Here is a 24,327-nt window from a genome sequence, read left to right on the forward strand (position 1 = left end):
CCCGCTTTCGCGGATGTCGCTCCCCACGAGAGCGGCCGTTCGGTTGCTTCAACTCTCCGAGGCGGCCACACGCCCGCTTTCGTGGATCTTGCCGCTCGCGAGAGGCGCAGCGGTTAGGCGAACGCGTTCGGCAGGGTGCTGCGGTGACGGGACTGCAGCTCGGTCAGCGGCACTGTGAAGTAGTCCTGAATCTCCAGGACCGGGGCGGTGGCATCCGTCACGCCGATGCGCAGCACCGGGTAGTCGCGGCCCTCGCAGAGACCCATGAACTTCACGTCGTCCTCACGCGGGACCGAGACCAGTACGCGGCCGGTCGACTCCGAGAACAGGGCCACGGCTGCGTCGACGCCGTCGCGCTCGAGGATGTCGCCGAGCCAGACCCGCGCGCCGACACCGAAGCGGAGCACGGCCTCGGCGAGGGCCTGCGCGAGGCCACCCGTCGAAAGGTCGTGCGCGCTGTCGATGAGGGCCTCGATCGACGCGGCGTGCAGCAGGCCGGCGAGGTCGGCTTCACGGCCGAGGTCCACCACCGGCGGCATGCCGCCGAGGTGGTCGTGCACCACTGCACTCCACGCGGAGCCGTCGAGCTCCTCGCGGGTGATGCCGAGCAGGTAGATGTTGTGTCCGTCGTCCTGCCAACCGCTGGGCACCCGGCGGGCCACGTCGTCGATCACGCCGAGCACGGCCACCACCGGCGTCGGGTGGATCGGCTGGTCGCCGGTCTGGTTGTAGAACGAGACGTTGCCGCCGGTGACCGGGATCTCCAGCTCGAGGCAGCCATCTGCGAGGCCCTCAACGGCCTGGGAGAACTGCCACATGACCTCGGGGTTCTCCGGCGAGCCGAAGTTGAGGCAGTCGCTGATGCCCACCGGCACCGCGCCGGTGACGGCCACGTTGCGGTACGCCTCGGCCAGGGCCAGCTGCGCGCCGCGGTACGGGTCGAGCTGGCAGTAACGGCCGTTGGCGTCGGTGGAGATGACGAAGCCGAGGCCGGACTCCTCGTCGATGCGGATCATGCCGGCGTCGTCGGGGAAGGACAGGGCGGTGTTGCCCATCACGTACCGGTCGTACTGGTCGGTGATCCAGCTCGGGTCGGCCAGGTTGGGCGAGCCGAGCAACGCGAGGAACTGTTCCTGCAGTGTCGCGGCATCCGTCGCCCGCGGCAGCGCAGACGCGGAGTCGGCCTGCAGGGCGTCGATCCAGCTGGGGTAGGCCACCGGGCGGTCGTAGACCGGGCCGTCGACGGCGACGGTGCGCGGGTCGACGTTGACGATCTCTTCACCGTGGAAGTCGATGATCAGGCGGCCGGAGTCGGTGACCTCGCCGAGCACGCTGGTCTCCACGTCCCACTTCTCCACCACGGCGAGGAAGCCGGCGAGCTTCTCCGGCGTGACGACGGCCATCATGCGTTCCTGGCTCTCGCTCATCAGGATCTCTTCGGCCGTGAGCGAAGGGTCGCGCAGCAGCACCTTCTCCAGCTGGATGTACATGCCGCCGTCGCCGTTGGAGGCAAGCTCGCTGGTGGCGCAGGAGATTCCCGCGGCGCCCAGGTCCTGGATGCCCTCGACGAGCTTCTCGCGGTACAGCTCGAGGCAGCACTCGATGAGTACCTTCTCGGCGAACGGGTCGCCCACCTGCACGGCGGGGCGCTTGGTCGGGCCGCCTTCGCTGAAGGTGTCCGAGGCCAGAATGGATGCGCCGCCGATGCCATCGCCGCCGGTGCGGGCTCCGAAAAGCACCACCTTGTTGCCGGCGCCCGAGGCGTTCGCCAGGTGCAGGTCCTCGTGGCGCAGCACGCCCACGGAAAGCGCGTTGACCAGCGGGTTGCCCTGATAGACCTTGTCGAACCAGGTTTCGCCGCCGATGTTGGGCAGGCCCAGGCAGTTGCCGTAGAAGCTGATGCCCGAGACCACACCGTGCACGACACGGGCGGTGTCGGGGTCGTTGATGTCGCCGAAGCGCAGCGCGTCCATCACGGCGACCGGGCGGGCGCCCATCGAGATGATGTCGCGCACGATGCCGCCGACGCCGGTGGCGGCGCCTTGGAACGGCTCGATGTAGGAGGGGTGGTTGTGCGACTCGATCTTGAACGTGACCGCCCAGCCTTCGCCCACGTCGAGCACGCCGGCGTTCTCGCCCATGCCCACCATTAGGTTCTTCTTCATGGCGGGGGAGACCTTGTCGCCGAACTGGCGCAGGTACTTCTTCGAGCTCTTGTATGAACAGTGCTCACTCCACATGACGGAGTACATGGCGAGCTCACCCGACGTCGGGCGGCGGCCCAGGATGGTGCGGATCTCGGCGTATTCGCCGGGCGTCAGCCCGAGGGCAGCGTACGGCTGCTCCTTCTCGGGAGTGTTGATCGCATTGGTCACGGTGTCAGCGACGCCGCGGGAGGATGTATTGGAAACAGCGGTCACGAGTGGCGTTCTCCCAGAGATAGCGGATGCTTGACCCGCTTAGTCTACCGGGCGGGGTGTGCTTCGATCCGGCTCCGAGCCCGCTCGGGCCTGGCTGCCAGCCCCGCTTGAGCCGGGCCCGGCAGCCCGCGCCCGCGGCTGCGGACAACGCGCGCTACCCTCGAGCCATGACATTCGCGAATGTAGGCACGCTTGAGACAGTTCCCGGCAAGCGCGACGATCTCGTCGCGCATCTCGTGCGCCGAAACGACAGCCTGGCTGTGGCCGGGTGCCTCTCCTACGAGGTCGGCGTAAACGACGACGACCCGAACACAGTGTTCGTCGTGGAGCTCTGGGAGAACGCGGCAGCACACCGGGCGTCACTGGCTCTGCCCGAGGTGCAAGCCTCGATCGGCGCAGCCCGCCCGCTGCTCACAGGCACGTTCGGCGGTTTCCGCTTCGACGTCGTCGGGTCGCCGCTGCGCGACTGACGTCAGCGCCGGCCGGCGAGGGGGAGCGCGGTTAGGCGCCGCCGCCGGGCGGGCCCATCACGAGCAGCGCCGTGAACACGGCAACCAGGCCCACCACGAGCACGGATGCCAGCAGTACCGGTCGCGCCAACCCGAACCGCAACATCCGGCTCACCACGGTGTGGTCACGGGGGTCGTCCGTGGCCTCCCGGCGCCAGGTGCCGTCGAGCAGGTCGCGGCGCTCGAGCCAGCGGTCGAACGGGATCGTCGCATACGGCACCACGGCGGTGGCCACGGCGAGCAACATCAGCCGGGGCCGCCAGCGCTGGTTCACGCCCACGAGCACGGCCGTGATCCCGTAGGCCAGGAACACCAGTCCGTGCACGAAGCCGCCCACCCGCACGGCGCCGTCACCGAAGTCGCCGGGGGTGAAGACGTACTTGAGCAGCATCGCGGTGATCAGGATGGTCCAGGTGATCGCCTCGGCGATGGACAGGATGCGGTAGAGCAGGCGGGGTGACACGGGGGAGGACTCCGTAAGACAGAGGTGGGCAGGTAGGGTCCCAGCCTGTCATCTTCGTCTGAGCGGAGCATCCGTCGAAGGTTTGACCCTTAGTCAGACCACTGTGCCAGCATGAGGAGATGACGTACCTTCCCGCAGACACCCGTTACGACTCCATGCCCTACCGCCGCACCGGGCAGAGCGGCCTCAAGCTGCCCGCGATCTCGATGGGCCTGTGGCAGAACTTCGGCGATGGCGCCCCGGTTGAGACGCAACGCGCCATCCTGCGCCGCGCCTTCGACCTCGGCATCACCCACTTCGACCTGGCCAACAACTACGGCCCGCCCTACGGCAGTGCCGAGACGAACTTCGGTCGCATCTTCGCCGAGGACTTCTCCGCCCACCGCGACGAGACCGTCATCTCCACCAAGGCCGGCTACGACATGTGGCCCGGACCGTACGGTGACTTCGGCTCGCGCAAGTACCTGCTGTCCAGCCTCGATGCGTCGCTGAACCGGATGGGCCTGGACTACGTCGACATCTTCTACTCCCACCGCGCCGACCCGGAGACCCCCCTCGAGGAGACCATGGGCGCGCTGCACACGGCCGTCACGAGCGGCCGGGCGCTGTACGCCGGCATCTCCTCGTACTCACCCGAGCGCACCCGGCAGGCCGCCGAGATCCTCGCCGACCTCGGCACGCCGCTGCTGATTCACCAGCCGTCCTACTCGATGTTCAACCGCTGGGTCGAAGACGGCCTGCTCGACACCCTCGACGACCTCGGCGTCGGCTGCATCGCCTTCTCCCCGCTGGCCCAGGGGCTGCTCACCGACCGTTACCTGAACGGGGTGCCGGAGGGCTCCCGCGCGTCGCAGGCCGGTTCGATGAGCCGCGACATGGTGAACGACGCGACGGTGGGGCGCATCCGTGCCCTGACCGAGATCGCGGATGCGCGTGGCCAGTCGCTCGCGCAGCTCGCGCTGTCGTGGGTACTCAGGCGCCAGACCGTCACCTCGGCCCTCGTGGGCGCCTCCTCGGTCTCGCAGCTGGAGGCCAACGTCGCGGCGATCGACAACCTCGTCTTCACCGACGAGGAGGTCGCCGCGATCGACGCACATGCCGTCGACCTGGGCATCAACCTCTGGGAGCCGTCCAGCGCCGTCTAGTCAGCGCCGTCTACTCCACCGAGTTGCCCCTTGACGGACGAATTGCCCCGGCGCACCGGGGCAACCCGTCCGAAACGGGGCAACTCGGCCCCGAGAAAACTACGCGTTGACCAACGAACGCTCGATCACCGAGGTGAAGAACGCGAGCCCGTCCACGCCGCTGCGCATCGCGGCAGCGGTGTCGGGGCCGAAGCCGGGCTCCACGGCGTGCTCGGGGTGCGGCATCAGGCCAACGACGTTGCCGCGGGCATTGCTGATGCCGGCGATCTCGTTGAGCGAGCCGTTCGGGTTCACGTCGAGGTAGCGGGCGATCACGCGGCCCTCGCCTTCGAGGCGGGCCAGGGTGTCGGCGGAGGCGATGAAGCCGCCCTCGCCGTTCTTCAGCGGAATGGTGATCTCCTGGTCGGCGGTGAAGCCGTTGGTCCAGGCGGTGTCGGTGTTCTCGATGCGCAGGCGCTGGTCGCGGCAGATGAACGCGCCGGCCTCGTTGCGGATCAGCCCGCCCTCGAGCAGGTGCGCCTCGGTGAGCATCTGGAAGCCGTTGCAGATGCCGAGCACGGGCATCCCCTTGTTCGCGGCGTCGATGACCTCGGCCATGATCGGCGACAGGCTGGCGATCGCACCGCAGCGCAGGTAGTCGCCGTAGCTGAACCCACCGGGCAGCACGAGGGCGTCCACGCCGTGCAGGTCGTGCTCGCCGTGCCACAGGGCCACCGGCGTCGCGCCGGCCAGGCGAATGGCGCGCTGGGCGTCGCGGTCGTCGAGCGAGCCCGGGAAGGTGACGACGCCGATGCGCATCAGTGCGTTTCCCCGGCGGCGACCTCGAGCACGAAGATGCTGGTGACGTCCTCGATCACGGAGTTGGACAGCACGGTGTCGGCGAGTTCCTGCACCTCGGCGAGCAGCGCGGCGTCCGCGGGGCCCTCCACGGTGAGTTCGAACCGCTTGCCGACGCGCACGCCGGTGAACTCGGTCTTGCCGAGGCGGCGGAGGGCGCCGGCGACGGCCTTGCCCTGGGGATCGAGCAGTTCTGCCTTGGGCATAACTTCTACGACGATGGTTGGCATGGCTCACTCCGTAAAACGTCGGGGGCGGATGCGTCGATTCTACAGGCCCGCAGGGGAGCCGAGTCCGGCCTGGCCGAGCAGGATGCCGCGCAGCACGTCACGCACGGCCGCGACGCCGTCATAGGTCTCCACGAAGCTGGTGCTCAGCGGCGACAGCCCGATCCGCAGGCCCTCCGGCGCGCGGAAGTCCGGTATCACGTCGTGCTCCCAAAGGATCCGAGTGACCTGGCGCATGGCGGGATGGTCCACGGTGATGTGGCCGCCGCGGTGGGTGTGCTCGCGTGGGGACGCCACGGTGACGCCCATCGGCACCAGCCAGGCATCCACCAGGTCCAGCGCGAACTCGGTCAGTGCCACCGACTTGGCGCGCACCTCGTCGATGCCCACCTCGTCGATCATGGCGATGGTGTCCTGCATGGCGAGCATGCCCACGATCGCGGGCGTGCCGCTCATGAAGCGGCGGATGCCTGCGGCCGGCACGTACTCCGGCCCCATCGCGAACACGTCGGCGGCGCCCATCCAGCCCTGGATCGGCTGGGTCAGGTCCGGTTGCAGCTCGGCGCGCACATAGCCGAACGCGGGGGCGCCGGGTCCGCCGTTGAGGTACTTGTAGCTGCAGCCCACGGCCAGGTCGACGCCGTCGAGGTCGAGATTCACCGGCACGGAGCCGGCCGAGTGGCAGAGGTCCCAGAGCACCAGGGCGCCGGCCTCGTGCACGGCGGCGGTGATCGCGGGCACGTCGGCGAGGTAGCCGGAGCGGTAGGCCACGTGGCTGAGCACCACGAGCGCGGTCTGCGGGCCCACCACGGCGCGCACCTGGTCCACGGTGACCCCGCCGGTGCTGCTCGACTCGATCCAGCGCAGGGTGAGGCCGCGCTCCGCGGCGATGCCGGCGAGCACGTACCGGTCGGTGGGGAAGTTGTCGGTGTCGAGCACGATCTCGCTGCGCTGCGGCAGCGAGTCGACGGCGGCCCGGGCGAGCTTGTAGAGGGTCACGGTGGTGGAGTCGCCGATGTACACCTGGCCGGGGCCGGCGCCGAGGGCGGCCGTGCCGAGCGCGTCGCCGATGGTCAGCGGCAGTGCCATCCACTCGTCGTCCCAGCCGCGGATCAGCCGGGTTCCCCAGGCGGTGCCGAGGAACTCGGTGATGCGCGCCACGCTGGCGATGGTGGGGCGGCCCAGGGAATTGCCGTCGAGGTAGACGATCGACGGGGCGTCGGGGCCGGCCGCTGCGGTGTCGTCCAGGCCCACGAACCGGCGGCGGTAGTGGCCGAGCCCGTCGATGCGGTCCATCCGCCGGGCGAACGCGAGGTGGGCGTCGAGGCCCTCGGCGACGGTGCTGTCGTGCTGGGTCATGTTCTGAGGTCCTCGAGGTCGGGCCGGGGGAGCGCGCGGGCGGCGAAGCGGCGGGGTGACTTCGGCCGGATCCCGCGACTAACGGTAACCCGCGAGGTCGGCATCGTGGGGGCGACCGGCGGTGTCATGCCGACCGGGGTCTTCAGCGGCCCACGATTCCGAGTCTGTAGGCGAGGATCACGGCCTCGACCCGGTCGCGGAGGCCCTGCTTGAACAACACCCGCCCCACGTGCGCCTTGACCGTCGATTCGCTGAGGTGAAGTTCCTCGGCGATCTCGCCGTTGGTCGCTCCCAGGCCGATGAGACGGAAGACCTCGCTCTCGCGCGCCGTGAGCGTGCTGAGAAGTGTTGCCGGTTCGGGGGCGACGACCGCGGCCAGGTGGGGGGCGGCGACCTCGATCAGCTTCGCGGTGATCCGCGGCGAGACGACGGCGTCGCCGTGGTGGACGGCGGTGATCGCTGCGACCAGGTCGGCCGGACGGGTGTCCTTCAGCAGGAACCCGGACGCTCCGGCCTGGAGGCCGCCGAAGGCATACTCGTCGAGGTCGAATGTCGTCAGCACCAGCACCCGGGTGTCGGGCACCAGTGACGTGATCCGCCGGGTGGCTTCGATCCCGCCGATGCCGGGCATCCGCACGTCCATCAGCACAACGTCTGGGCGCAGTCGTACGGCCGCATCCACGGCGGCCTCGCCGTCGCCGGCCTCGCCCACGACGATCAGGGTGGGCTCTGCCTCGAGCACCAGAGAGAACCCGTACCTGACGAGTTGCTGGTCGTCCACCAGGAGTACTCGGATGGCGTCGGTCATGCTCTCTCCTTCGTCCAGAACAGTCGCACGAGAACGCGCCAGCCGCCGCCGGCAGCCGGACCGGCCTCTACCGACCCGGCAAAGAGCGCGGCTCGTTCACGGATGCCGAGAATCCCACGACCCGGCGGCTGTCCGCCGGGCGCGGCCGGGGCATCATCCTGCACCACGATCGTGACCGACTCGGCCGACCACGTCACGCCCACCGTCACCTGCGTCGCGCCGCGCGCGTGCCGCAGTGCGTTCGTCAGCGACTCCTGCACGATCCGGTACACGGTCAGCCCCACGGCCGGGTCTGCGGATGCCGAGCCGGCCAGGTCCAGCCGCACCGGAAGCCCGGCTTGCCTGAACTGTGCGCCCAGGTCGGTCAGCTGGAGGGCCCCGGGTTGGGGAGCGTGCTCCAGCGTGGGCGTCTCTCCGTCGGTGCGTACCGCCCCGAGCAGCCTGCGGAGCTCGCCCAGGGTGTGCCGGCCGGTCTCGGCCACCTGCGCCATGGCCGCCATGGATTCCGTCGGACGTTCGGCTGCGGCCACCCGCGCCCCTTCCGAGAGAGCGACCATCACCGAGACGCTGTGCGCCATGACATCGTGCATCTCTCTGGCAATGCGTTCACGCTCCCTGGCGCGCGCGATCTCGGCCTGCTGATCCCGTTCCCGCTCGAGCTGAACGGCCCGGTCGACCAGCGCCGCGACGTATCGGCGTCGCTGTCCGGCGTTGACCCCGAACAGATGCGCGACCAGGAGCGGAACCAGCATCACGATCGCGGCGTTCAGCCAGTCGTTGAGCGGGTCCGCTGAAACGGGTGGTGCCGTGGGTTCCCAGAGTGGCAGGCCGTCCCTGGTGCGCTCGATCAGGATCCACGCGGCACCGCTGGCGACCACCGACGTCGCCAGGTAGCAGGCCCACGCCGTCACCGCGGAGCGGTAGGTGCCGACCGCGAACAGGGTGATGAGCGGGAGCACTGTTTCCGCACCAGTGCCTCCCGCCAACGACAGCACGCAGAGCACGGTGGCGGCCACGAGCATCAGGACCGGCCGGTGCCGGCGGAGCAGTACCGTGGCGATGCCCGCGAGGAGAAGCATCACCGTGAACCACGCCGGGGTGCGCAGCGGCGGGTTCGCGGAGATGAGGGCCAGCCCGGCGGCGAAGAGGCCGTAGAGACCGGCGGTGATGGCATCCGACAGCCACGGGAAGCGCAGCAGAGTCCGGCGCAGGGCGCCGGGCGGTGACGGCAGCACGAAACCGTTCGGCGGTGACGTCGCATCGCCGAACGGTCCTCTCCGTGTGGGTGTCAGGGTTCCTCCTTGCGAGGCAGCATCGCGCCGGTCTGCAGCGAAACGGCAGTCCACGCTAACACCACCAATCCGCTCGACACCGGGCTGAGTCTTCGTGCGGCGATCAGGCGTCCCGGCGACGTAGCCGGATGGCGCCCAGCACGATGAAGACACCAGCCCAGACAACGGCGACCGTCAAGCCGGCAGCCGGGCTGACATACCCGTCGACGAGATCCAGGAACACTCCATCGACATCAAGGGCGTTGCTCATGGCGTCGCCGGCCTTCGACATCGAGAGGAGGTGGAGGTTCCGCACCAGTGTTGACGCGGGGAGGACGGACAGCACCACCGGCAGCAGGAGGATCACCGAGAGGACTGTCGCGACGCTGGCAGCGACAGAGCGCAGCAACGTCCCGATGCCCAAGCCGAGGACAGCCGAGAGACCGACATACACGGATCCACCGATGAGGGCGAAGAACACCCCGGGGGCGGTCAACCCGATCTCGATCTCGAGGGCGGCGAACATCGGGTGCGTCACGGCCCACGAACCGAACAGGGCGACGAGCGCCGCGGACGTCGCGGTGCAAAACAGCACGATGGTCTTCGCGGCGAGCACGGTCACCCGGGAGGGAACGGCGATCAGCGTCGAGTGAATGGTTCCGCTCGAGTACTCCCCGCTGATCACGAGCACCCCGAGAATCCCGGCAATGAGCTGCCCGAACAAGACAGTGCCGATCGTGATCTGATCGAGCGTGAACCCCACCGAGGGCCCTGACGGCAATCCGGCGTCTTTCATGGTCATGGCCAAGAGGACGCTCACGCCGAGCCCGAAAACGATGATCGCGAGCACAAGCCCAACGGTCGAGCGAAGACTGGTGAGTTTGATGAACTCCGAACGCAGGACGCCGGCGAAACTCAGACTTTCCTGACCGGGGATGAAGGTCACACGCTGTTTGTCGATGGTGGTCATTGGTGGGCTCCTGTTGCTGCTGGATTCGACGAGCGGTATTCAACTTCTCCGGCGGTGAGGGCGATGTACGCCTCTTCGAGCGAACCCGACACCGATGCGACCTCGTGCAGCACGACGCCGGCCGTGGACGCTGCGACGGCGACCTCTTCGGCGGTCATCCCCGAGATCTCGATCGCACCATCCGTCAGCATCGAGACGACGACACCAGGGCCGGCGATAGTTTTCACCAGGCGTTCTGCGTCATGCGTGCGCACGCGGGTCACCGAACGGGTGGCTCCCGAGATGATGTCCCCGATAGCCCCCTCCGCCAGGATCCTGCCGCGTCCGATCACGATGAGCCGGTCGGCGGTCTGCGCCATCTCGCTCATCAGGTGCGAGGAGAGGAGCACGGTGCGCCCCTCCGCCGCCAGGCTTCGCATGAGCGTCCGCACCCAGCGGACGCCCTCGGGGTCCAGGCCGTTGACCGGTTCGTCGAGAATGATCGTCGCTGGGTCCCCCAGCAGGGCGGTGGCGATTCCCAGCCGTTGGCCCATCCCGAGCGAGAATCCGCCGACGCGTCTACCGGCAACGGAGTCCAGCCCGGCCAGGCCGATGACCTCGCGCACCCGGGCCGCACCGATGCCGTGCGTCGCCGCAATGGAGAGCAGGTGCTTGTAGGCCGAGCGGCCGCTGTGAGCGGCCTTCGCGTCGAGCAAGACGCCGACCTCCCGGAGCGGTGCGCGGTGCTCATGGTACGGGCGTCCGTTCACTTCGACGCTGCCGGCGGTCGGCCGGTCGAGACCGACGATCATCCGCATCGTCGTGGACTTCCCCGCCCCGTTCGGACCGAGGAACCCGGTCACTCTGCCGGGCAGCACCTGGAAGTCGATCCCATCGACGGCGGTTCGTTGGCCATAGCGTTTCGTGAGCGTGCGTGCCTCAATCATGTGTGTTCTTTCGCATGCCAATCACGCTAGGAGCCCGGCGCGCGCACCACATCGGCCCACGGTCCACAGTTCGTGGCCGGCGCCCGGTACCCCAGTACTGGGTGCAGCAGGGCGGGCCGACCCGCCAGGCCGCTGGGCGCCGCCCCGCCGGCCCGGGTTGCGGGGAGGCTTCCCTCCGCGACCTCGCAGGAAGGGGATCTAGAATCGACCCCATGACTACCTCTGCCCGGCCCCCGCAGGACGCGTCCCAACCGCGGCGCCGCGACGCCCGGCAGAACCGGGAACGCCTCATCGACGAAGCCCGCAGCATGATCGCCGAGCACGGCGTCGACGCCTCGCTCGAAGAGATCGCCCGCCGCGCCGATGTGGGCGTTGCCACCCTGTACCGCAACTTTCCCACCCGCGACGACCTGGTCAGGGCCCTGTACGACATCGCCCTCGCCGAACTGTTCGCCGTGCGCGGCGAGATCGAGGCGGCACCGTCGGCCTGGGCGGGTGTGGTGCTCTACACCGAGCGTCTGGCCGAATGGCTGGTGGCTGACCCGTCGCTGCCGCCGATCCTCAAGCGGATGGCGACCATCGATCCCACGGCGCGGCCGTCAGTTGAGCTCGAGAGCTTCATCGCCGCCCTCGTGCTGCAGGCCAAGAAAGACGGCGAGTTGCGCCCGGATGTCGACTCGATGGACCTGGCCGTGCTCGTCACCATGATCGGGTCGCTGGGCACCCTCGGCGGCGGTTACACCGGCCAGTGGCGCCGGCAGCTCTCCCTCGTTCTCGACGGGCTGCGGATGCCGGAGAAGCCCCGCCCCAAGCTGCCCGGGCGACCGCTGAGCGTCAAGGAGTTCCAGGCCACGGTGCACGGCCTCACCCGCCGCGCCAAACGCGCCGCCCGAGGCTCCCGCTCCGCCACCTGATCCACCCGCCCCGGTCGGGCCCATGCCCACTGGCGGCACGTGTTGGTGCCCGCGGCAGGTGTAGTGCCCCGCGGCCCGTGTCTCAACCCGTGCCACCGCGCACACCCCGTGCCGCCGGATCGACGGAGTGCCGCGAGGTCCCCGCTACGCGGCGGTCAGCAGCCCAAGCAGCTCCCGGTACCGGGCCGCGGTCTGCGCCACGATCTCGGCGGGCAGCTCCGGCGGGGTGCCGGTCTGGTCCCAGTTCGCGGCCAACCAGTCGCGCACGATCTGCTTGTCGAAGCTGGCCATGCGCTCACTGGGGGTGGTACCGTCCAGCCATCGCGCCGCATCCCAGTACCGGCTGGAGTCGCTGGTGAGCACCTCGTCGCCGAGAGTCAGCAGACCGGTGGCGCGGTCGGCGCCGAACTCGAACTTGGTGTCGGCCAGGATCACGCCGGCGGTTTCCGCGATCACGGAGGCCCGGTTGAAGATCTCCAGCGATGCGTCCCGCAGCGCCGCGGCCACGTCGGCGCCCACGAGCTCCACGGTGCGCTCGAACGAGATGTTCTCGTCGTGCTCGCCCATCGGGGCCTTCCACGCCGGCGTGTAGATCGGTTCGGGCAGCCTGTCGCCGTTCTGCAGGCCGTCGGGCAGCGGGATGCCGCAGACAGTCTGGCTGGCGACGTACTCGAGCCAGCCGGAGCCGGTGAGGTAGCCGCGCACGACGCACTCGATCGGGTACATGTCCAGGGTCTTGCAGAGCATCGCCCGGCCGGCGACGGCGGCGGGGATCAGGCTCGACGCATCAACCCGGTGGTCGGGCACGAGGTGGTTGGGAACGCCGTCGAGCTGGTCGAACCACCACAGGCTCAGGGTGGTGAGCAGTTCGCCCTTGCCGGGGATGCCCGGTTCGAGGACGTGGTCGAACGCGCTCACCCGGTCGCTGGCCACGACGAGGACCCGGTCGGCGTCGGCCAGGCCGGTCGCACCGTCCGGCACGTACAGGTCGCGCACCTTGCCCGAGTAGACGTGCTGCCAGCCCGCCAGGGCCAGAGCGGCCATCAGTTCGCGACCTTGGCGGCGATGTCTCCGCGGTGCTGAGAACCCTCGAGCCCGATCAACCCGACGGCCTCGTAGGCACGCGCGCGGGCCTCGGTGAAGTCGGCGCCAACGGCCACGACGCTGAGCACCCGGCCGCCGGTGGCGACCAGCGCCGAACCGTCCAGGGCGGTCGCGGCGTGCGCGATGGTCACACCGGTCACGGTCGCGGCCTCGGCCAGCCCGGTGATCACGCGGCCGGTCACGGGGGTCTCCGGGTAGTTCTCGCTGGCGATCACCACGGTCACGGCGGCGTCGGTGGAGAACTCCGGGCGGGGCAGCCCGGCCAGTTCCCCGGTCGAGGCGGCCAGCAGCAGGCCGGACAGCGGCGTCACCAGGCGCGGCAGCACCACCTGGGTCTCCGGGTCGCCGAAGCGTGCGTTGAATTCGATTACCCGGATGCCGGCATCCGTGAGAATCAGCCCGCAGTAGAGCAGCCCGATGAACGGGGTGTCCTCGGCGGCGAGCCGGCGTACGGTGGGCAGCGCGATCGTCTTGATGACCTCGTCGACGAAGGCGGTCTCGCTGCCGAAGCCGGCATCGAGCCAGGGCAGCGGCGAGTAGGCGCCCATGCCGCCGGTGTTGGGGCCCTCGTCATTGTCGGCGAGGCGCTTGTAGTCCTGGGCGGGGGAGAGCGGCAGCACGGTGTGGCCGTCGCTGAGGAAGAAGAGGGACACCTCCTGGCCGGAGAGGAACTCTTCGACGAGCACGGCGCCGTGCTGCAACCAACGCACCGCGTGGGCGAGGGCGTCATCACGGTCGGTGGTGACGAGCACACCCTTGCCGGCGGCCAGGCCGTCGGCCTTCACCACGTAGGGAGCACCGTACTCGTCGAGGGCGCCCTGCGCCTCGGCGAGGTTGCCTGCGCGCACGGCGCGGCCGGTGGGCACGCCGGCCTCGTCCATGATGCGCTTGGCGAAGGTCTTGCTGCCCTCGAGGGCGGCGGCGGCCTGGCCCGGGCCGAACACGGGGATACCGCGGGTGCGCAGGGCGTCGGCGACGCCGGCCACCAGCGGCGCCTCGGGCCCCACCACGACGAGGTCGATGTTGTGTTCCTGGGCGAAGTTCGTCACCACATCTGAGTCGGTGGGATCAAGATCGACCACGGGCACGTCGGCGGCGATGCCGGCGTTGCCGGGGGCGGCGATCACGTGGGGTCGCGGCTCCTCACGCAGGAGGGCAGTGACGATGGCGTGCTCGCGGGCACCGGAACCGAGGACCAATATTCTCACCGGATCAGGCTACCCGGCGAACACGGTCGTGCGCACCCGAGCGCCTGCGGGGCGTCACAGAACCGTCAGGAGGCGGCAGACTGGGAGCATGGCACGCGCGAGGATCGATGACGGGTTGGGCAGAACCGCCGTGAAGGCGTACCTGGCCGACGAAGCGGGCGCGACCCGCGATACCCGAGCGCTCGCCGTGCGGTACACCCTGCAACTCCTCGCCGAGCAGGCCGAGGGCAACACCGTCGAGGTGCGGGTTCCCCCGTTCGGCGCCACCCAGTGCATCGCCGGCCCCCGGCACACCCGCGGCACCCCGCCCAACGTCGTCGAAACGGATGTCGCCACCTGGCTCGGCCTGGCCACCGGCACCCTGGCCTGGAGCGACGGTCTCGCCTCCGGCCGCATCCACGCCTCCGGGCAGCGCGCCGACCTCAGCGCGGAGCTGCCGCTGTACCCCTAGCCGCACCCTGTGCCCCGGATCGGCAACAGTTGCGGTGCGCGGCTCAGGCCAGGACGGCGCTGACCTCGGCCAGCGACGGCATCGAGCTGGTGGCGCCGTGTCTGGTCACCGAGATCGACGACGCCACGGTGGCCCAGCGCACGGCGTCGATCATCCGCTCCTCGGTGATGCCGGCGGCGGACACGGCGCCGGGCGACTGCACCGCAGCCAGTCGCGCCACCAGCGCGCCCACGAAGGTGTCGCCCGCGGCGGTCGTGTCCACGGCCGTGACCGGTCGGGCGGGTGCCAGCCCCAACACCGTGCCGTCGTAGGCGAGGATGCATCCCTCGGCGCCGAGGGTCACGATCGCCCAGGTGCGGGCGTTACTGAGCACCTCGGCGGCGCGGGCCGGATCGCTCTCACCGGTGAGTTCGGCGGCCTCGATCTGGTTGGGCACGACCAGGTCCACCGACGCCAGGAAACCCGCGGGCAACTCAACGACGGGCGCGGGGGTGAGCACTGTGAAGACGCCGTTCGCCCGGGCGATCGTGATGGCCGCCGCCAGCGCCGCCACCGGAAGTTCGCACTGCATCACCAGGAACGAGGCCCGCTGAATCGTCGATTCCTGCTCCGCGGTCAGCGCGGTCACCGTGGCGTTGGCGCCGGACACCACGACGATCGAGTTCTCGCCGGAGTCCACGACGGAGATGTGCGCGGTGCCCGTCGGCGCCGACACCTCGGCCAGGCCGACCGCACCGATGCCCTCGCCGGCCACGAGGTCCCGCAGCTCGCGGCCGTAGCCGTCCGCGCCGATGGCGCCGATGAAATCGATGTCGCCGCCCTGCCGGGCCGCGGCCACGGCCTGGTTCAGGCCCTTGCCGCCGGGCACGGTGCTGAAGCCGGTGCCGAACATCGTCTCGCCGGGCTTCGGTAGGCGGGGCTGGCGCACCACGAGGTCCATGTTGGCGCTGCCGAGCACGGCGATCCGGTTGGTCCTGCTGAAATCGTTCACCGGCCCAGTCTGACGGATGCCGCGTGCGACAATAGAAGCGTGAGCTCCGCAGATCAGCACGACGACGCCGAGACGCGACAGCCCGGCAGCGTTCAGCCAGCCGCGATCCGGCCCGGCCCTGCCGTCGTCGCCGGAACCCCGGCACCCGTCGAACCCACCGAGACCGTCGTGTCGGAGGACACTCTCGTTGTGCGTCGGTCGCCCAGGTACACCAGCTTCATGATCGTCGGCGCCGTCGTCGGCGCCCTCCTGGCCCTGCTGCTCACCGTGATCTATCCGCGGAACGCCGACTTCGATCCGGCCCAGGTCTTCGGATTCCTGCTGCTGGGCGGCGTCGCGATCGGTGTCGCGGTCAGCTGCCTCGTCGCCATGGTGCTCGATCGAATCGTCGGTCGCTCCTCAACCACGGTCGTCGTCGATAGACTTGACGCGAACTCAACACGCGCCTTCGAGAATGCGGATCCTGGATCCGACCCCCAACCTTCCAACGAGAATTCCTAGTAAAGGGGCTGCGGCTTGCCCGGTGGCGACGGACGACTGAATCATGATCTTCTTCCTGGCGAGAAGGGTCCGCAGGATGCCTGTGGAGTCTTCGGCGTCTGGGCTCCGGGCGAAGAGGTAGCCAAGCTCAGCTACTTCGGCCTGTACGCCCTGCAGCACCGCGGCCAGGAATCGGCGGGTATCGCGACCAGCGACGGCTCGAAGATCCTCATCTACAAGGACATGGGCCTGGTCTCCCAGGTCTTCAACGAGGCCTCGCTCAGCACCCTGCTCGGCCATCTCGCGGTGGGGCACACCCGCTACTCCACGACCGGGTCGTCGAGCTGGCAGAACGCCCAGCCCACCCTCGGCCGCACCGCAGCCGGCACCGTCGCGCTCGGCCACAACGGCAACCTCACCAACACCGCCGAGCTCCTCGAGCTGGTGCGCGAGCGCTACCCCAAGGTTGACGGCGAACTGGCCCGCGGCAACACCACCGACACGGCGGTGATCACCGCCCTGCTCACCGGCGACCTCGACCACACCCTCGAAACCACCGCCATGGAGGTGCTCCCGCGCCTGCGCGGCGCCTTCTGCCTGGTCTTCATGGACGAAACCACCCTCTACGCCGCCCGCGACCCGCAGGGCGTGCGCCCGCTGGTGCTCGGCCGGCTCGAGCGCGGCTGGGTCGTCGCCTCCGAAACTGCCGCCCTCGACATCGTCGGCGCCAGCTTCGTGCGGGAGGTCGAACCCGGAGAGCTGATCACCATCGACGAGGACGGCCTGCGCAGCCAGCGATTCGCCCAGGTCAAGCGCGCCGGATGCGTGTTCGAGTACGTCTACCTCGCCCGGCCCGACACCACCATCGCCGGCCGCGGCGTGCACGAAGCCCGCGTCGAGATGGGCCGCCAGCTCGCCGCCGAGTATCCCGTCGAAGCCGACCTCGTCATCCCCACCCCCGAGTCCGGCACCCCCGCGGCAATCGGCTACGCCCAGGCATCCGGCATACCGTTCGGCCAGGGCCTGGTCAAGAACACCTACGTGGGGCGCACCTTCATCCAGCCGTCGGAAACCATCCGCCAGCGCGGCATCAAGCTCAAGCTCAACCCGCTCAAGGCCGTGATCAAGGGCAAGCGGTTGATCGTCGTCGACGACTCCATCGTGCGCGGCAACACCCAGCGCGCCCTGGTCAGCATGCTCCGCGAGGCCGGCGCCGCCGAGGTGCACGTGCGCATCTCCAGCCCGCCGATCACCTGGCCGTGCTTCTACGGCATCGACTTCGCCTCCCGTGCGGAACTCATCGCCACCGGCCTCGGCGTCGATGAGGTGCGGCAGGCCATCGGCGCCGACTCGCTCGGCTACCTCTCGGAGGACGGCATGATCGCCGCCACCGAGCAGCCGCGAGAGAGCCTGTGCACAGCCTGCTTCACCGGCGTGTACCCGATCAAGCTGCCCGAGACCCAGCACCTGGGCAAGAACCTCCTCGAGCGCGACTTCTCCACCTCCGACGGATGCGATCCAGGTCCCGACGCCGAGTTCGAGAGCGTGCTCACCCCTGACCCGGAGCGAGCCACCGTGCTCATCGAACACGGTCAGGTCCCGTTCGGCGATCCCGGAAGACCAGAATGAGCAACGCAAGCTACGCCGCCGCCGGAGTCGACACCCATGCGGGTGACCTCGCGGTGTCCCTGATGAAAACCGCCGTCTCGGCCACCCACGGTCCAGAGGTGCTCGGCGGCTTCGGCGGTTTCGCCGGTCTCTACGACGTGTCGTTCCTCACCGGCTTCACGCGCCCGCTGCTGGCCACCTCGACGGATGGCGTCGGCACCAAGGTCGCCATCGCCCAGGCGCTCGACAAGCACGACACCATCGGCCAGGACCTGGTGGGCATGGTCGTCGACGACATCATCGTCGTCGGCGCACGCCCCCTGTTCATGACCGACTACATCGCCTGCGGCAAGGTCGTCCCCGAGCGCATCGCGTCCATCGTCGAGGGCATCGCCAGGGCCTGCGCCGCCACCGGCACCGCCCTCGTCGGCGGGGAGACCGCCGAACACCCGGGCCTGCTCGGACCCGACGACTACGACGTGGCGGGAGCCGCGACGGGTGTCGTCGAGGCCGACCAGGTTCTCGGCGCCGAGCGCGTGCAGTCGGGCGACGTCGTCATCGCGATGGCCTCCTCCGGTCTGCACTCCAACGGTTTCTCCCTGGTGCGGCACATCCTCGCCCAGCGCGGCATCGGCTACACCGACACCTCCGCCGAGCTCGGCGGGGTCGTCGGTGAGGCGCTGCTCGAGCCCACCCGGCTCTACACCGGCCCGCTGCTCAGCGTGCTTTCCGACCCCGAACTGGCCGGCGTTGTGCACTCGCTCAGCCACGTCACCGGTGGCGGCATCGCCGCCAACCTGGCCCGGGTGCTGCCCGTGGGCAGCTGGGTCGAGGTCGACAGGTCCACCTGGTCACCTCCTGCGGTCTTCAGGGTGCTCGGCGACATGGCCGGCTCCACGCTGGAGAGCGCAGAAGGCACCTGGAACCTCGGCGTGGGCATGTTCGCCGTCGTCGCGGCACACGCCGCGTCATCCGTGATCGCCCGCCTGCAAAACGAAGGCATCCCGTCCTGGGTCGCCGGCCGAGTCTCGATGGCGCCGCACGACCTCACCGGCTTCGAGCAGGGAGCCAAGGGCGTCAACGGCGGGGCCGTTCGCCTGGTCGGCGGCTACGCCGCCTGACCCCGTCTCACCCGGCCGCCGGGCGCGACAACGGACCGCCCCGAGGCAACTGCCTGGGGGCGGAACCGACGCTGAGAGTTGCCCGGGAAGCGGTCGACGGGCGCGCCAACACGACAGCCGCGCACGAGAACGTGCGCGGCTGATCGAGTAACGGGCTAGGCGCGCTTCTTCTCGTCTTCGGTGTCGTAGTGGTCGACATAGTCGTCCGACTCGTCCGACGTCGTCTTGTTCGCTTCGTACTCCGGCCACTTGGCCAGGTCCTCGTCGAGCCGCGGGTCGGTCACCGGATGCCCGGTGAGCTCGCGTTCGAGCGCGTTGTAGTTGGTGTCCGGGCTGAAGTACTTCAGCTCGCGGGCAACCTTGGTGTGCTTTGCTTTTTGACGGCCGCGCCCCATGCGTGACCCCCTAACGATGCCAGGCCGGGTGAGTGATGAGTCACCCGGGAGTTGCCGAACGGAATAGTGAAATCTAGCCGCTAGTTTAGCATGGTGGGCCTCTCGCCCCGATGCCGCGGTTCCGCGGTCAGAACCCCAGGGAAGAGGACGCATGGTGAACGCCACGGCTGTGCCGGTGGTGATCATCGGTTCCGGCCAGGCCGGACTCTCCGTGGCGTACCACCTCAAGCGGTTCGGGCTCACGGCGGGGCGTGATTTCGTGATCTTCGACCGCGGTGCGGATGCCGGTGGCGCCTGGCAATACCGCTGGGAGTCCCTGCGCCTCGGCGCTGCACACAGGGTCAACGACCTCCCCGGCCTGAACGAGCTCGGCCTGAGCTTCGAGAACGCCGACCGTTCCCGGCCCGCGCGGGACGTGGTGAGCGAGTACTACCGACGCTTCGAGGAGCATTTTGAACTCAACGTCGTGCGCCCGGTCTCGGTTCAATCGGTGTTCAACCGACGAGCCGACCTCGTCGTGCGCACAACGTCCCCGGTCTACGGCGAGCGGGAGACCCTCGCCGGCTTGCTCGTCAATGCCACCGGCACCTGGGGCGCACCGTTTGTGCCGCACTACCCGGGCGCCGGGCGGTTCGCCGGCCGCCAGCTGCACACCGCGGGCTTCAGGGATGCCGCCGAATTCGCCGGTCAGCGGGTCGTTGTGGTCGGTGGCGGCACCTCCGCGATCGGCTTCATGCTCGAGTTGGAGGGTGTCGCGGCGAGCCTGACCTGGGCCTCGCGTCGCCCGATCGATTGGGTGCACACCGAGCATCTTGATCTCGAGGGGGCATCGGCCGCGGTGGCCATGCAGGACGACGCCGCCCGCAACGGCCGCGCGCTGCCGAGCATCGTCAGCGGCACCGGCGTACCGGTCAGCCGACGCATCCAGGGCGGTATCGACAGGGGCACCCTGGTGGCGCGGCCGATGTTCGTCGGCCTGGAGCCGACCGGGGTGCGGTGGGCCGACGGCTCCGTCACCGAAGCGGACGCGATCATCTGGGCCACCGGGTTCCGGCCGGAGCTGCGCCACCTGGCACCGCTCAAGCTGCGCGATCAGGCGGGCGGGCTCGTGGTCGGCGCCGGCTCCTCCTGGACGGACCCGCGGATCTTCCTGGCCGGCTACGGGCCACAGGCCAGCACCATCGGCGCCCGACGGGCCGGCCGGACCATCGCTCGGCAGGTCTTCGCCCTGCTCTGACGCGTGCTTACTTGCGCTTGCGCCGGTTCGGGTTGACCGGCCGGGGCCGCGGTTTCATGGGCGGGCTGGCCGGGCTCGACTTGGGGCCGACATCCTCTGTCTGCACTGCGACGCTCGTCGTGTCCATGCCCGCCGGAGCGAGGGGCTTACGCGGGATCGGGTGCGAGCGCACGGGCTCACCGCGACGCTCCTGGCCGGGGATCGGTCGGGACCTGCGCCCGTAGATGAGCTCAGAGGAGTCCAGCAGCCACGGCACCAGCGCTATGGTCACGCCGTGCACGAGCATCAGCTTCTGACGCAGTCGGCGGGCCTTGTGGTTGTGCAGCAGCGACTCCCACCAGTGCCCGACGATGTAGATCGGCGTGTACACGGTGACAACCTCGGAGCCGTACTCCTCGCGGCGGTCCTTGATGTAACAGATCAGCGGCCAGCTGATGTCGCGGTACGGCGACGCCACGATGTTCAGCGGCACCTGGATGTTCTGCTTGGCCCAGTCGATGATGAGGTCCTCGGTCTCCTCCTCGTCGATCGACACGTGCACGGCCTCCAGGCTCACGTGCCTGGCCGCGATGGCGTAGTCGAGGGCCTTGAGCACGGGCTTCTGCATCTTGCCCACGAGCACGATGGCGTGGTCGCCCTGCGAACCGAACGTTGTGATCGGGTCGACCTCGATCTCCTTGGCCACGTCGCGGTAGTACCGGTTCACGCCGATCATCAGCACGAACAGGATCGGCATCATCAGGAACACCAGCCAGGCGCCGTGGGTGAACTTGGTGATCGTGACGACGATCAGCACCACGCCGGTGAGCGCGGCCCCGAAACCGTTGATCGAGAGGCTCCGGATGATCGAACCCCGGTTGGGCGGATCCGTCTTCAACAGGGTCAGCCAGTGCTTCACCATGCCGGTCTGGCCGATGGTGAACGAAACGAAAACGCCGATGATGTAGAGCTGGATCAGCACCGTGAGGTTGGCCTGGTAGATCACGATGATCACGATGGCGGCCAGAGCGAGCAGCACAACGCCGTTCGAGTAGATCAGTCGGTCGCCGCGGGTGCTCAGCGACTTGGGCGCGTAGGAGTCGCGGGCCAGCACGCTGCCGAGCAGCGGGAACCCGTTGAAGGCCGTGTTCGCGGCCAGCAGCAGGATCAGGGCCGTTGCGCCCTGCAGGATGAAGAACATCAGCGAGTTGTTACCGAAGGTGGCCGCAGCGATCTGGGCGATCAGGCTGCGCTGGGGCTGGGTCTCGCACTCCGCCCAGCCGATCAGGTCGCAGGGGTTCTCCGCGTAGTGCACCTTGGAGAACAGCGCCAGCGCGGTGAGCCCCACGAACAGCACAATGGCGATGCCGCCCATCAGGGTCAGGGTGATCTGGGCGTTCTTGATCTTGGGGCGCTTGAAGGCCGGCACGCCGTTGGCGATGGCTTCTACGCCGGTCAGGGCGCTACATCCGCTGGCGAAGGAGCGCAGAAGTAGCAGGATGAACGCCGTCTGGGCGAGGTTGTGGGCCTCCACCTCGAATCCCGCCGACTCCGCGACCGGCGCGTCGCCCAGGGCCACACGGCCCAGGCCGACGACGATCATCAGCAGCACGCTGCCGATGAACAGGTAGGTGGGCAGAGCGAAGGCCTTGCTCGACTCGGCGACTCCCCGCAGGTTGACGGCGGCGAGCACGATGACAAAAAGCACGGCCAGTTCCACCCGTAGTGGTGCCAGCCCGGGCAGCGCCGAGATGATGTTGTCCACGCCGCTGGACACCGAGACCACGACGGTCATCACGTAGTCCACGAGCAGGGCGGATGCGACGACGAGGCCGGCCTTCTCGCCGAGGTTCTTGGAGGCGACTTCGTAGTCGCCACCACCGTTGGGATAGGCCTTGATGAGTTGCCGGTAGGAGGCCACCACCACCACCAGGAGCAGCACGACCACGGCCGCGACCCAGGGTGCGAAGCTCAGGAAGGCGAGCCCGCCGAGGGTCAGGATCATCAGCAGTTCCTGCGGAGCGTACGCGACGCTGGACAGCGGGTCGCTGGCGAAAATCGGCAGCGCCAGGTGCTTCGGAAGCAGCTGCCCGTCCAGGTGTTCGCTGGCGAGCGGTTCGCCGATTATCCACCGTTTCGGTGATCGGGCTTCGGGTGCTGGGGGGTTCCCCTCTGGTGTCACGAGGGACGACACTACTCCGATGCACCTCGCTGTCAAGTTGTCGGCACATTGACAGGATCAGCCGGGCGTTTTCGCAGCTGAAGTCCGGTCGTTCGTTCGCATCGTTCCGGCTGATGGGCCCGTAGTTCCGCACGCTGTGCCTGGAGAGTCCGGGCCTCCACCGTGCGTCCGGACTCTCCCAGCTGCCGCGCAGGTTACCGCGTGAGCGAGTCGCGGATGCTGGCGCGCACGGCGTCGAGCTGGCGCCGCAGTTCCGGCACGGTGTCGACCGGCATCGTCGAACGGTAGGCCTGGCGGCGCAGGTCGGCGCGCACCTGCTGCCGGAACTCGTTGAGCACCATGTCGGCCTCCCTCAGCGCCAGGTTCGCGTCGCCGGTGGGGCGGGCGTCCGCCGTGGACTTCGTCGGCTCTGGCGGCTTCTGGCGGGCGGCCGAGGCCAGGTCGGCGCGCAGGCTCTTCATGGCCTCGGTGACCCCCGTACGAACCTCGTCGGCGAGGCGACGCACCGAGTCGGTGACCTCGCTCTCGATATTGGCCAGGTCGTCGGCGCGGGCGGCGAGCTCGGCGCGGCCGGCGTCGGTGATCTCGTATACGGTCTTGCGGTCGCCGGCCGTCTTGGTGACCAGTCCCTCCTCCTCGAGCTTTGCCAGGCGCGGGTAGATGGTCCCGGCGCTCGGGCTGTAGGTGCCGCCGAAGCGGTCGCTCAGTGCCTGGATGAGCTCGTAACCGTGCCGAGGACGCTCGGCAAGCAGGCTCAGCAGGTAGAGGCGCAGGCTGCCGTGGGCGAAGATCGGGGTCATGATGACGCTCCGTCACCCGCGGTCTCGGTGCTGCCGGCCGTGCTGCCCGCGTCGTTGACGCCGGCGCCGTGGCGGCGGATGACCGAGATGTTTCCGGATACCGAGTTCGCGCGCAGGTCGAGCCAGGCACCGTCGAGGTTGCCGGTGCTGCCGTCGTACCCCTTGCCGAGGGTGCCGCGGATGGTCTGGTTGTCCAGCTGCAGGGTGCCGGAGACGGTGTTGATCTTGTAGCGGGTCGGCACGTCGGCGCCGATGCGCACGGTCAGGCTGCCGCTGACGAGGTTGGTGGAGACCTGGTCTGGTACGCCGTCGATATCGAGGAAGACAGCGCTCGTGACGCCGTCGACGGTGAACCGGCCGATGTCGCCGCTCGCGGTGACGTCGCCGGATACAGTGTGCGCCACGATGTTGCCGGTGTGATTGCGAACCGACATCTCCCCGTTCACGCCGTTGAGCTCGAGGTCGCCGATGATGTCGTCGACCACGAGGTCGCCGGAGACCGTGCTGAGCTTGGCGTCATTGCGCAGCCCCGTTACGAGGGCGTCAGCTGTGACGACGCCGAATTTCATGGCGACATCGCGGGGGACGGTGATGCTCACCTCGGCCTTGGCGCTGCCGCGGAAGGAGGCGAACACGTCGATGAAGTTGTCCCAGCGCAGCTGGGGGTGATCGATCTCGAGGGTGTCATCGACCACCGAGATCTTGAGGTCCTTGCCCGAGACGCTGTGCACCTCGATGCGCGCGCCCGGTTCGTCGCTGCCGATCACGTCCACTTTTCCACCGATCAGGCCCACTTTGAGCGAGCGAACCAGCTCAACATCGATGACCTTCGTCTGCCCGGGGGCGACGAGCCATTTTTCCTGCGTCATAGTCTTCTCCTTCGCGATATATCGCGTTCAATGCATCTCAAGATATATCGCGT

24 protein-coding genes are annotated in these 24,327 nt (G+C 69.0%); 8 read left to right on the forward strand and 16 right to left on the reverse strand.

Annotated elements, in window-relative coordinates; genetic code table 11:
* Positions 1-113: 113 nt before the first annotated feature.
* Positions 114-2,420 carry a phosphoribosylformylglycinamidine synthase subunit PurL gene (purL, locus tag E3O57_RS01325; RefSeq protein WP_103459388.1) on the reverse strand — a complete coding sequence of 769 codons (2,307 nt, stop codon included), beginning with the start codon at positions 2,418-2,420 and terminating at the stop codon, positions 114-116.
* A gap of 167 nt (positions 2,421-2,587) precedes the next feature.
* Here purL and E3O57_RS01330 point away from each other — a divergent pair, with 167 nt between their 5' ends.
* Positions 2,588-2,890, forward strand: a complete 303-nt coding sequence (locus E3O57_RS01330; RefSeq protein ID WP_103478564.1) for a putative quinol monooxygenase — start codon at positions 2,588-2,590, stop codon at positions 2,888-2,890.
* Between the two features lie 31 nt (positions 2,891-2,921).
* Here the strand turns inward: E3O57_RS01330 and E3O57_RS01335 are convergent, their stop codons facing one another.
* Positions 2,922-3,392 carry a DUF3817 domain-containing protein gene (locus E3O57_RS01335; RefSeq protein WP_103478563.1) on the reverse strand — a complete coding sequence of 157 codons (471 nt, stop codon included), beginning with the start codon at positions 3,390-3,392 and terminating at the stop codon, positions 2,922-2,924.
* 119 nt (positions 3,393-3,511) lie between these two features.
* Here E3O57_RS01335 and mgrA point away from each other — a divergent pair, with 119 nt between their 5' ends.
* A complete protein-coding gene (mgrA, locus tag E3O57_RS01340) occupies positions 3,512-4,537 on the forward strand; it encodes an L-glyceraldehyde 3-phosphate reductase (protein WP_103478562.1) in 1,026 nt (341 codons plus the stop codon).
* A gap of 99 nt (positions 4,538-4,636) precedes the next feature.
* Here mgrA and purQ read toward each other — a convergent pair whose 3' ends face one another.
* The 7 genes from purQ to E3O57_RS01375 all read right to left on the reverse strand — a co-directional run bounded on the left by purQ (position 4,637) and on the right by E3O57_RS01375 (position 10,935).
* The gene (gene purQ / locus E3O57_RS01345) at positions 4,637-5,335 is read right to left on the reverse strand and encodes a phosphoribosylformylglycinamidine synthase subunit PurQ (RefSeq protein ID WP_088457386.1); all 699 of its coding nucleotides are present in this window, start codon (positions 5,333-5,335) and stop codon (positions 4,637-4,639) included.
* On the reverse strand, positions 5,335-5,604 hold the full coding sequence (gene purS / locus E3O57_RS01350; RefSeq protein ID WP_088457385.1) for a phosphoribosylformylglycinamidine synthase subunit PurS: 270 nt from the start codon (positions 5,602-5,604) through the stop codon (positions 5,335-5,337). The genes purQ and purS overlap by 1 nt, the downstream gene beginning before the upstream one ends.
* 39 nt (positions 5,605-5,643) lie before the next feature.
* Positions 5,644-6,960, reverse strand: coding sequence for a kynureninase (locus E3O57_RS01355; RefSeq protein ID WP_103478561.1), 1,317 nt, complete (start codon positions 6,958-6,960; stop codon positions 5,644-5,646).
* A gap of 142 nt (positions 6,961-7,102) precedes the next feature.
* Positions 7,103-7,768: a response regulator transcription factor gene (locus E3O57_RS01360; protein ID WP_103430642.1), complete on the reverse strand. Its 666-nt coding sequence runs from the start codon at positions 7,766-7,768 to the stop codon at positions 7,103-7,105.
* Positions 7,765-9,003 carry a sensor histidine kinase gene (locus E3O57_RS01365; RefSeq protein WP_103478560.1) on the reverse strand — a complete coding sequence of 413 codons (1,239 nt, stop codon included), beginning with the start codon at positions 9,001-9,003 and terminating at the stop codon, positions 7,765-7,767. The genes E3O57_RS01360 and E3O57_RS01365 overlap by 4 nt, the downstream gene beginning before the upstream one ends.
* 160 nt (positions 9,004-9,163) lie before the next feature.
* Positions 9,164-10,009 carry an ABC transporter permease gene (locus E3O57_RS01370; RefSeq protein WP_103478559.1) on the reverse strand — a complete coding sequence of 282 codons (846 nt, stop codon included), beginning with the start codon at positions 10,007-10,009 and terminating at the stop codon, positions 9,164-9,166.
* Positions 10,006-10,935, reverse strand: coding sequence for an ATP-binding cassette domain-containing protein (locus tag E3O57_RS01375; RefSeq protein ID WP_103478558.1), 930 nt, complete (start codon positions 10,933-10,935; stop codon positions 10,006-10,008). Before E3O57_RS01375 ends, E3O57_RS01370 begins: the two co-directional genes overlap by 4 nt.
* A 212-nt stretch (positions 10,936-11,147) precedes the next feature.
* On the opposite strand from E3O57_RS01375, the gene E3O57_RS01380 reads away from it, so the two are divergent.
* Positions 11,148-11,849: a TetR/AcrR family transcriptional regulator gene (locus E3O57_RS01380; protein WP_088457383.1), complete on the forward strand. Its 702-nt coding sequence runs from the start codon at positions 11,148-11,150 to the stop codon at positions 11,847-11,849.
* Between the two features lie 144 nt (positions 11,850-11,993).
* Here the strand turns inward: E3O57_RS01380 and E3O57_RS01385 are convergent, their stop codons facing one another.
* On the reverse strand, positions 11,994-12,893 hold the full coding sequence (locus E3O57_RS01385) for a phosphoribosylaminoimidazolesuccinocarboxamide synthase (RefSeq protein WP_103478556.1): 900 nt from the start codon (positions 12,891-12,893) through the stop codon (positions 11,994-11,996).
* The gene (gene purD / locus E3O57_RS01390) at positions 12,893-14,161 is read right to left on the reverse strand and encodes a phosphoribosylamine--glycine ligase (RefSeq protein WP_103459379.1); all 1,269 of its coding nucleotides are present in this window, start codon (positions 14,159-14,161) and stop codon (positions 12,893-12,895) included. The genes E3O57_RS01385 and purD overlap by 1 nt, the downstream gene beginning before the upstream one ends.
* 88 nt (positions 14,162-14,249) lie before the next feature.
* On the opposite strand from purD, the gene E3O57_RS01395 reads away from it, so the two are divergent.
* Positions 14,250-14,612, forward strand: a complete 363-nt coding sequence (locus E3O57_RS01395; protein WP_103459378.1) for a sterol carrier family protein — start codon at positions 14,250-14,252, stop codon at positions 14,610-14,612.
* 43 nt (positions 14,613-14,655) lie between these two features.
* On the opposite strand, the gene E3O57_RS01400 is transcribed toward E3O57_RS01395, so the two are convergent.
* Positions 14,656-15,603 carry a ribokinase gene (locus tag E3O57_RS01400; RefSeq protein ID WP_241990258.1) on the reverse strand — a complete coding sequence of 316 codons (948 nt, stop codon included), beginning with the start codon at positions 15,601-15,603 and terminating at the stop codon, positions 14,656-14,658.
* A 39-nt stretch (positions 15,604-15,642) separates the two neighbouring features.
* On the opposite strand from E3O57_RS01400, the gene E3O57_RS01405 reads away from it, so the two are divergent.
* Genes E3O57_RS01405 through purM form a run of 3 tightly spaced genes read left to right on the forward strand, consistent with a single transcriptional unit; the run spans position 15,643 to position 18,812 of the window.
* Positions 15,643-16,104 (forward strand): hypothetical protein, encoded by a 462-nt coding sequence (locus E3O57_RS01405; RefSeq protein ID WP_088457379.1) that lies wholly within the window; start codon positions 15,643-15,645, stop codon positions 16,102-16,104.
* A gap of 15 nt (positions 16,105-16,119) precedes the next feature.
* Complete coding sequence (gene purF / locus E3O57_RS01410; RefSeq protein ID WP_088457378.1) at positions 16,120-17,712, forward strand: amidophosphoribosyltransferase; 1,593 nt, start codon at positions 16,120-16,122, stop codon at positions 17,710-17,712.
* On the forward strand, positions 17,709-18,812 hold the full coding sequence (gene purM / locus E3O57_RS01415; protein WP_088457377.1) for a phosphoribosylformylglycinamidine cyclo-ligase: 1,104 nt from the start codon (positions 17,709-17,711) through the stop codon (positions 18,810-18,812). Before purF ends, purM begins: the two co-directional genes overlap by 4 nt.
* Positions 18,813-18,967: 155 nt before the next feature.
* Here the strand turns inward: purM and E3O57_RS01420 are convergent, their stop codons facing one another.
* Positions 18,968-19,207 (reverse strand): DUF3073 domain-containing protein, encoded by a 240-nt coding sequence (locus tag E3O57_RS01420; RefSeq protein WP_088457376.1) that lies wholly within the window; start codon positions 19,205-19,207, stop codon positions 18,968-18,970.
* A gap of 151 nt (positions 19,208-19,358) precedes the next feature.
* Here E3O57_RS01420 and E3O57_RS01425 point away from each other — a divergent pair, with 151 nt between their 5' ends.
* The gene (locus E3O57_RS01425) at positions 19,359-20,444 is read left to right on the forward strand and encodes an NAD(P)-binding domain-containing protein (protein ID WP_103478555.1); all 1,086 of its coding nucleotides are present in this window, start codon (positions 19,359-19,361) and stop codon (positions 20,442-20,444) included.
* Positions 20,445-20,451: 7 nt separating this feature from the next.
* On the opposite strand, the gene E3O57_RS01430 is transcribed toward E3O57_RS01425, so the two are convergent.
* From E3O57_RS01430 to E3O57_RS01440, 3 genes are all read right to left on the reverse strand, one after another.
* Entirely contained in the window at positions 20,452-22,605 is a 2,154-nt protein-coding gene (locus tag E3O57_RS01430; RefSeq protein WP_174776295.1) for an APC family permease, read from the reverse strand.
* A 194-nt stretch (positions 22,606-22,799) separates the two neighbouring features.
* Positions 22,800-23,405 (reverse strand): PadR family transcriptional regulator, encoded by a 606-nt coding sequence (locus tag E3O57_RS01435; RefSeq protein ID WP_088457374.1) that lies wholly within the window; start codon positions 23,403-23,405, stop codon positions 22,800-22,802.
* Positions 23,402-24,274 (reverse strand): DUF4097 family beta strand repeat-containing protein, encoded by an 873-nt coding sequence (locus E3O57_RS01440; protein ID WP_103478554.1) that lies wholly within the window; start codon positions 24,272-24,274, stop codon positions 23,402-23,404. Before E3O57_RS01440 ends, E3O57_RS01435 begins: the two co-directional genes overlap by 4 nt.
* Positions 24,275-24,327 lie beyond the last annotated feature (53 nt).

It is taken from the genome of Cryobacterium sp. TMN-39-2 (genome assembly GCF_004402745.1).
GTDB classification, from domain to species: domain Bacteria; phylum Actinomycetota; class Actinomycetes; order Actinomycetales; family Microbacteriaceae; genus Cryobacterium; species Cryobacterium zongtaii.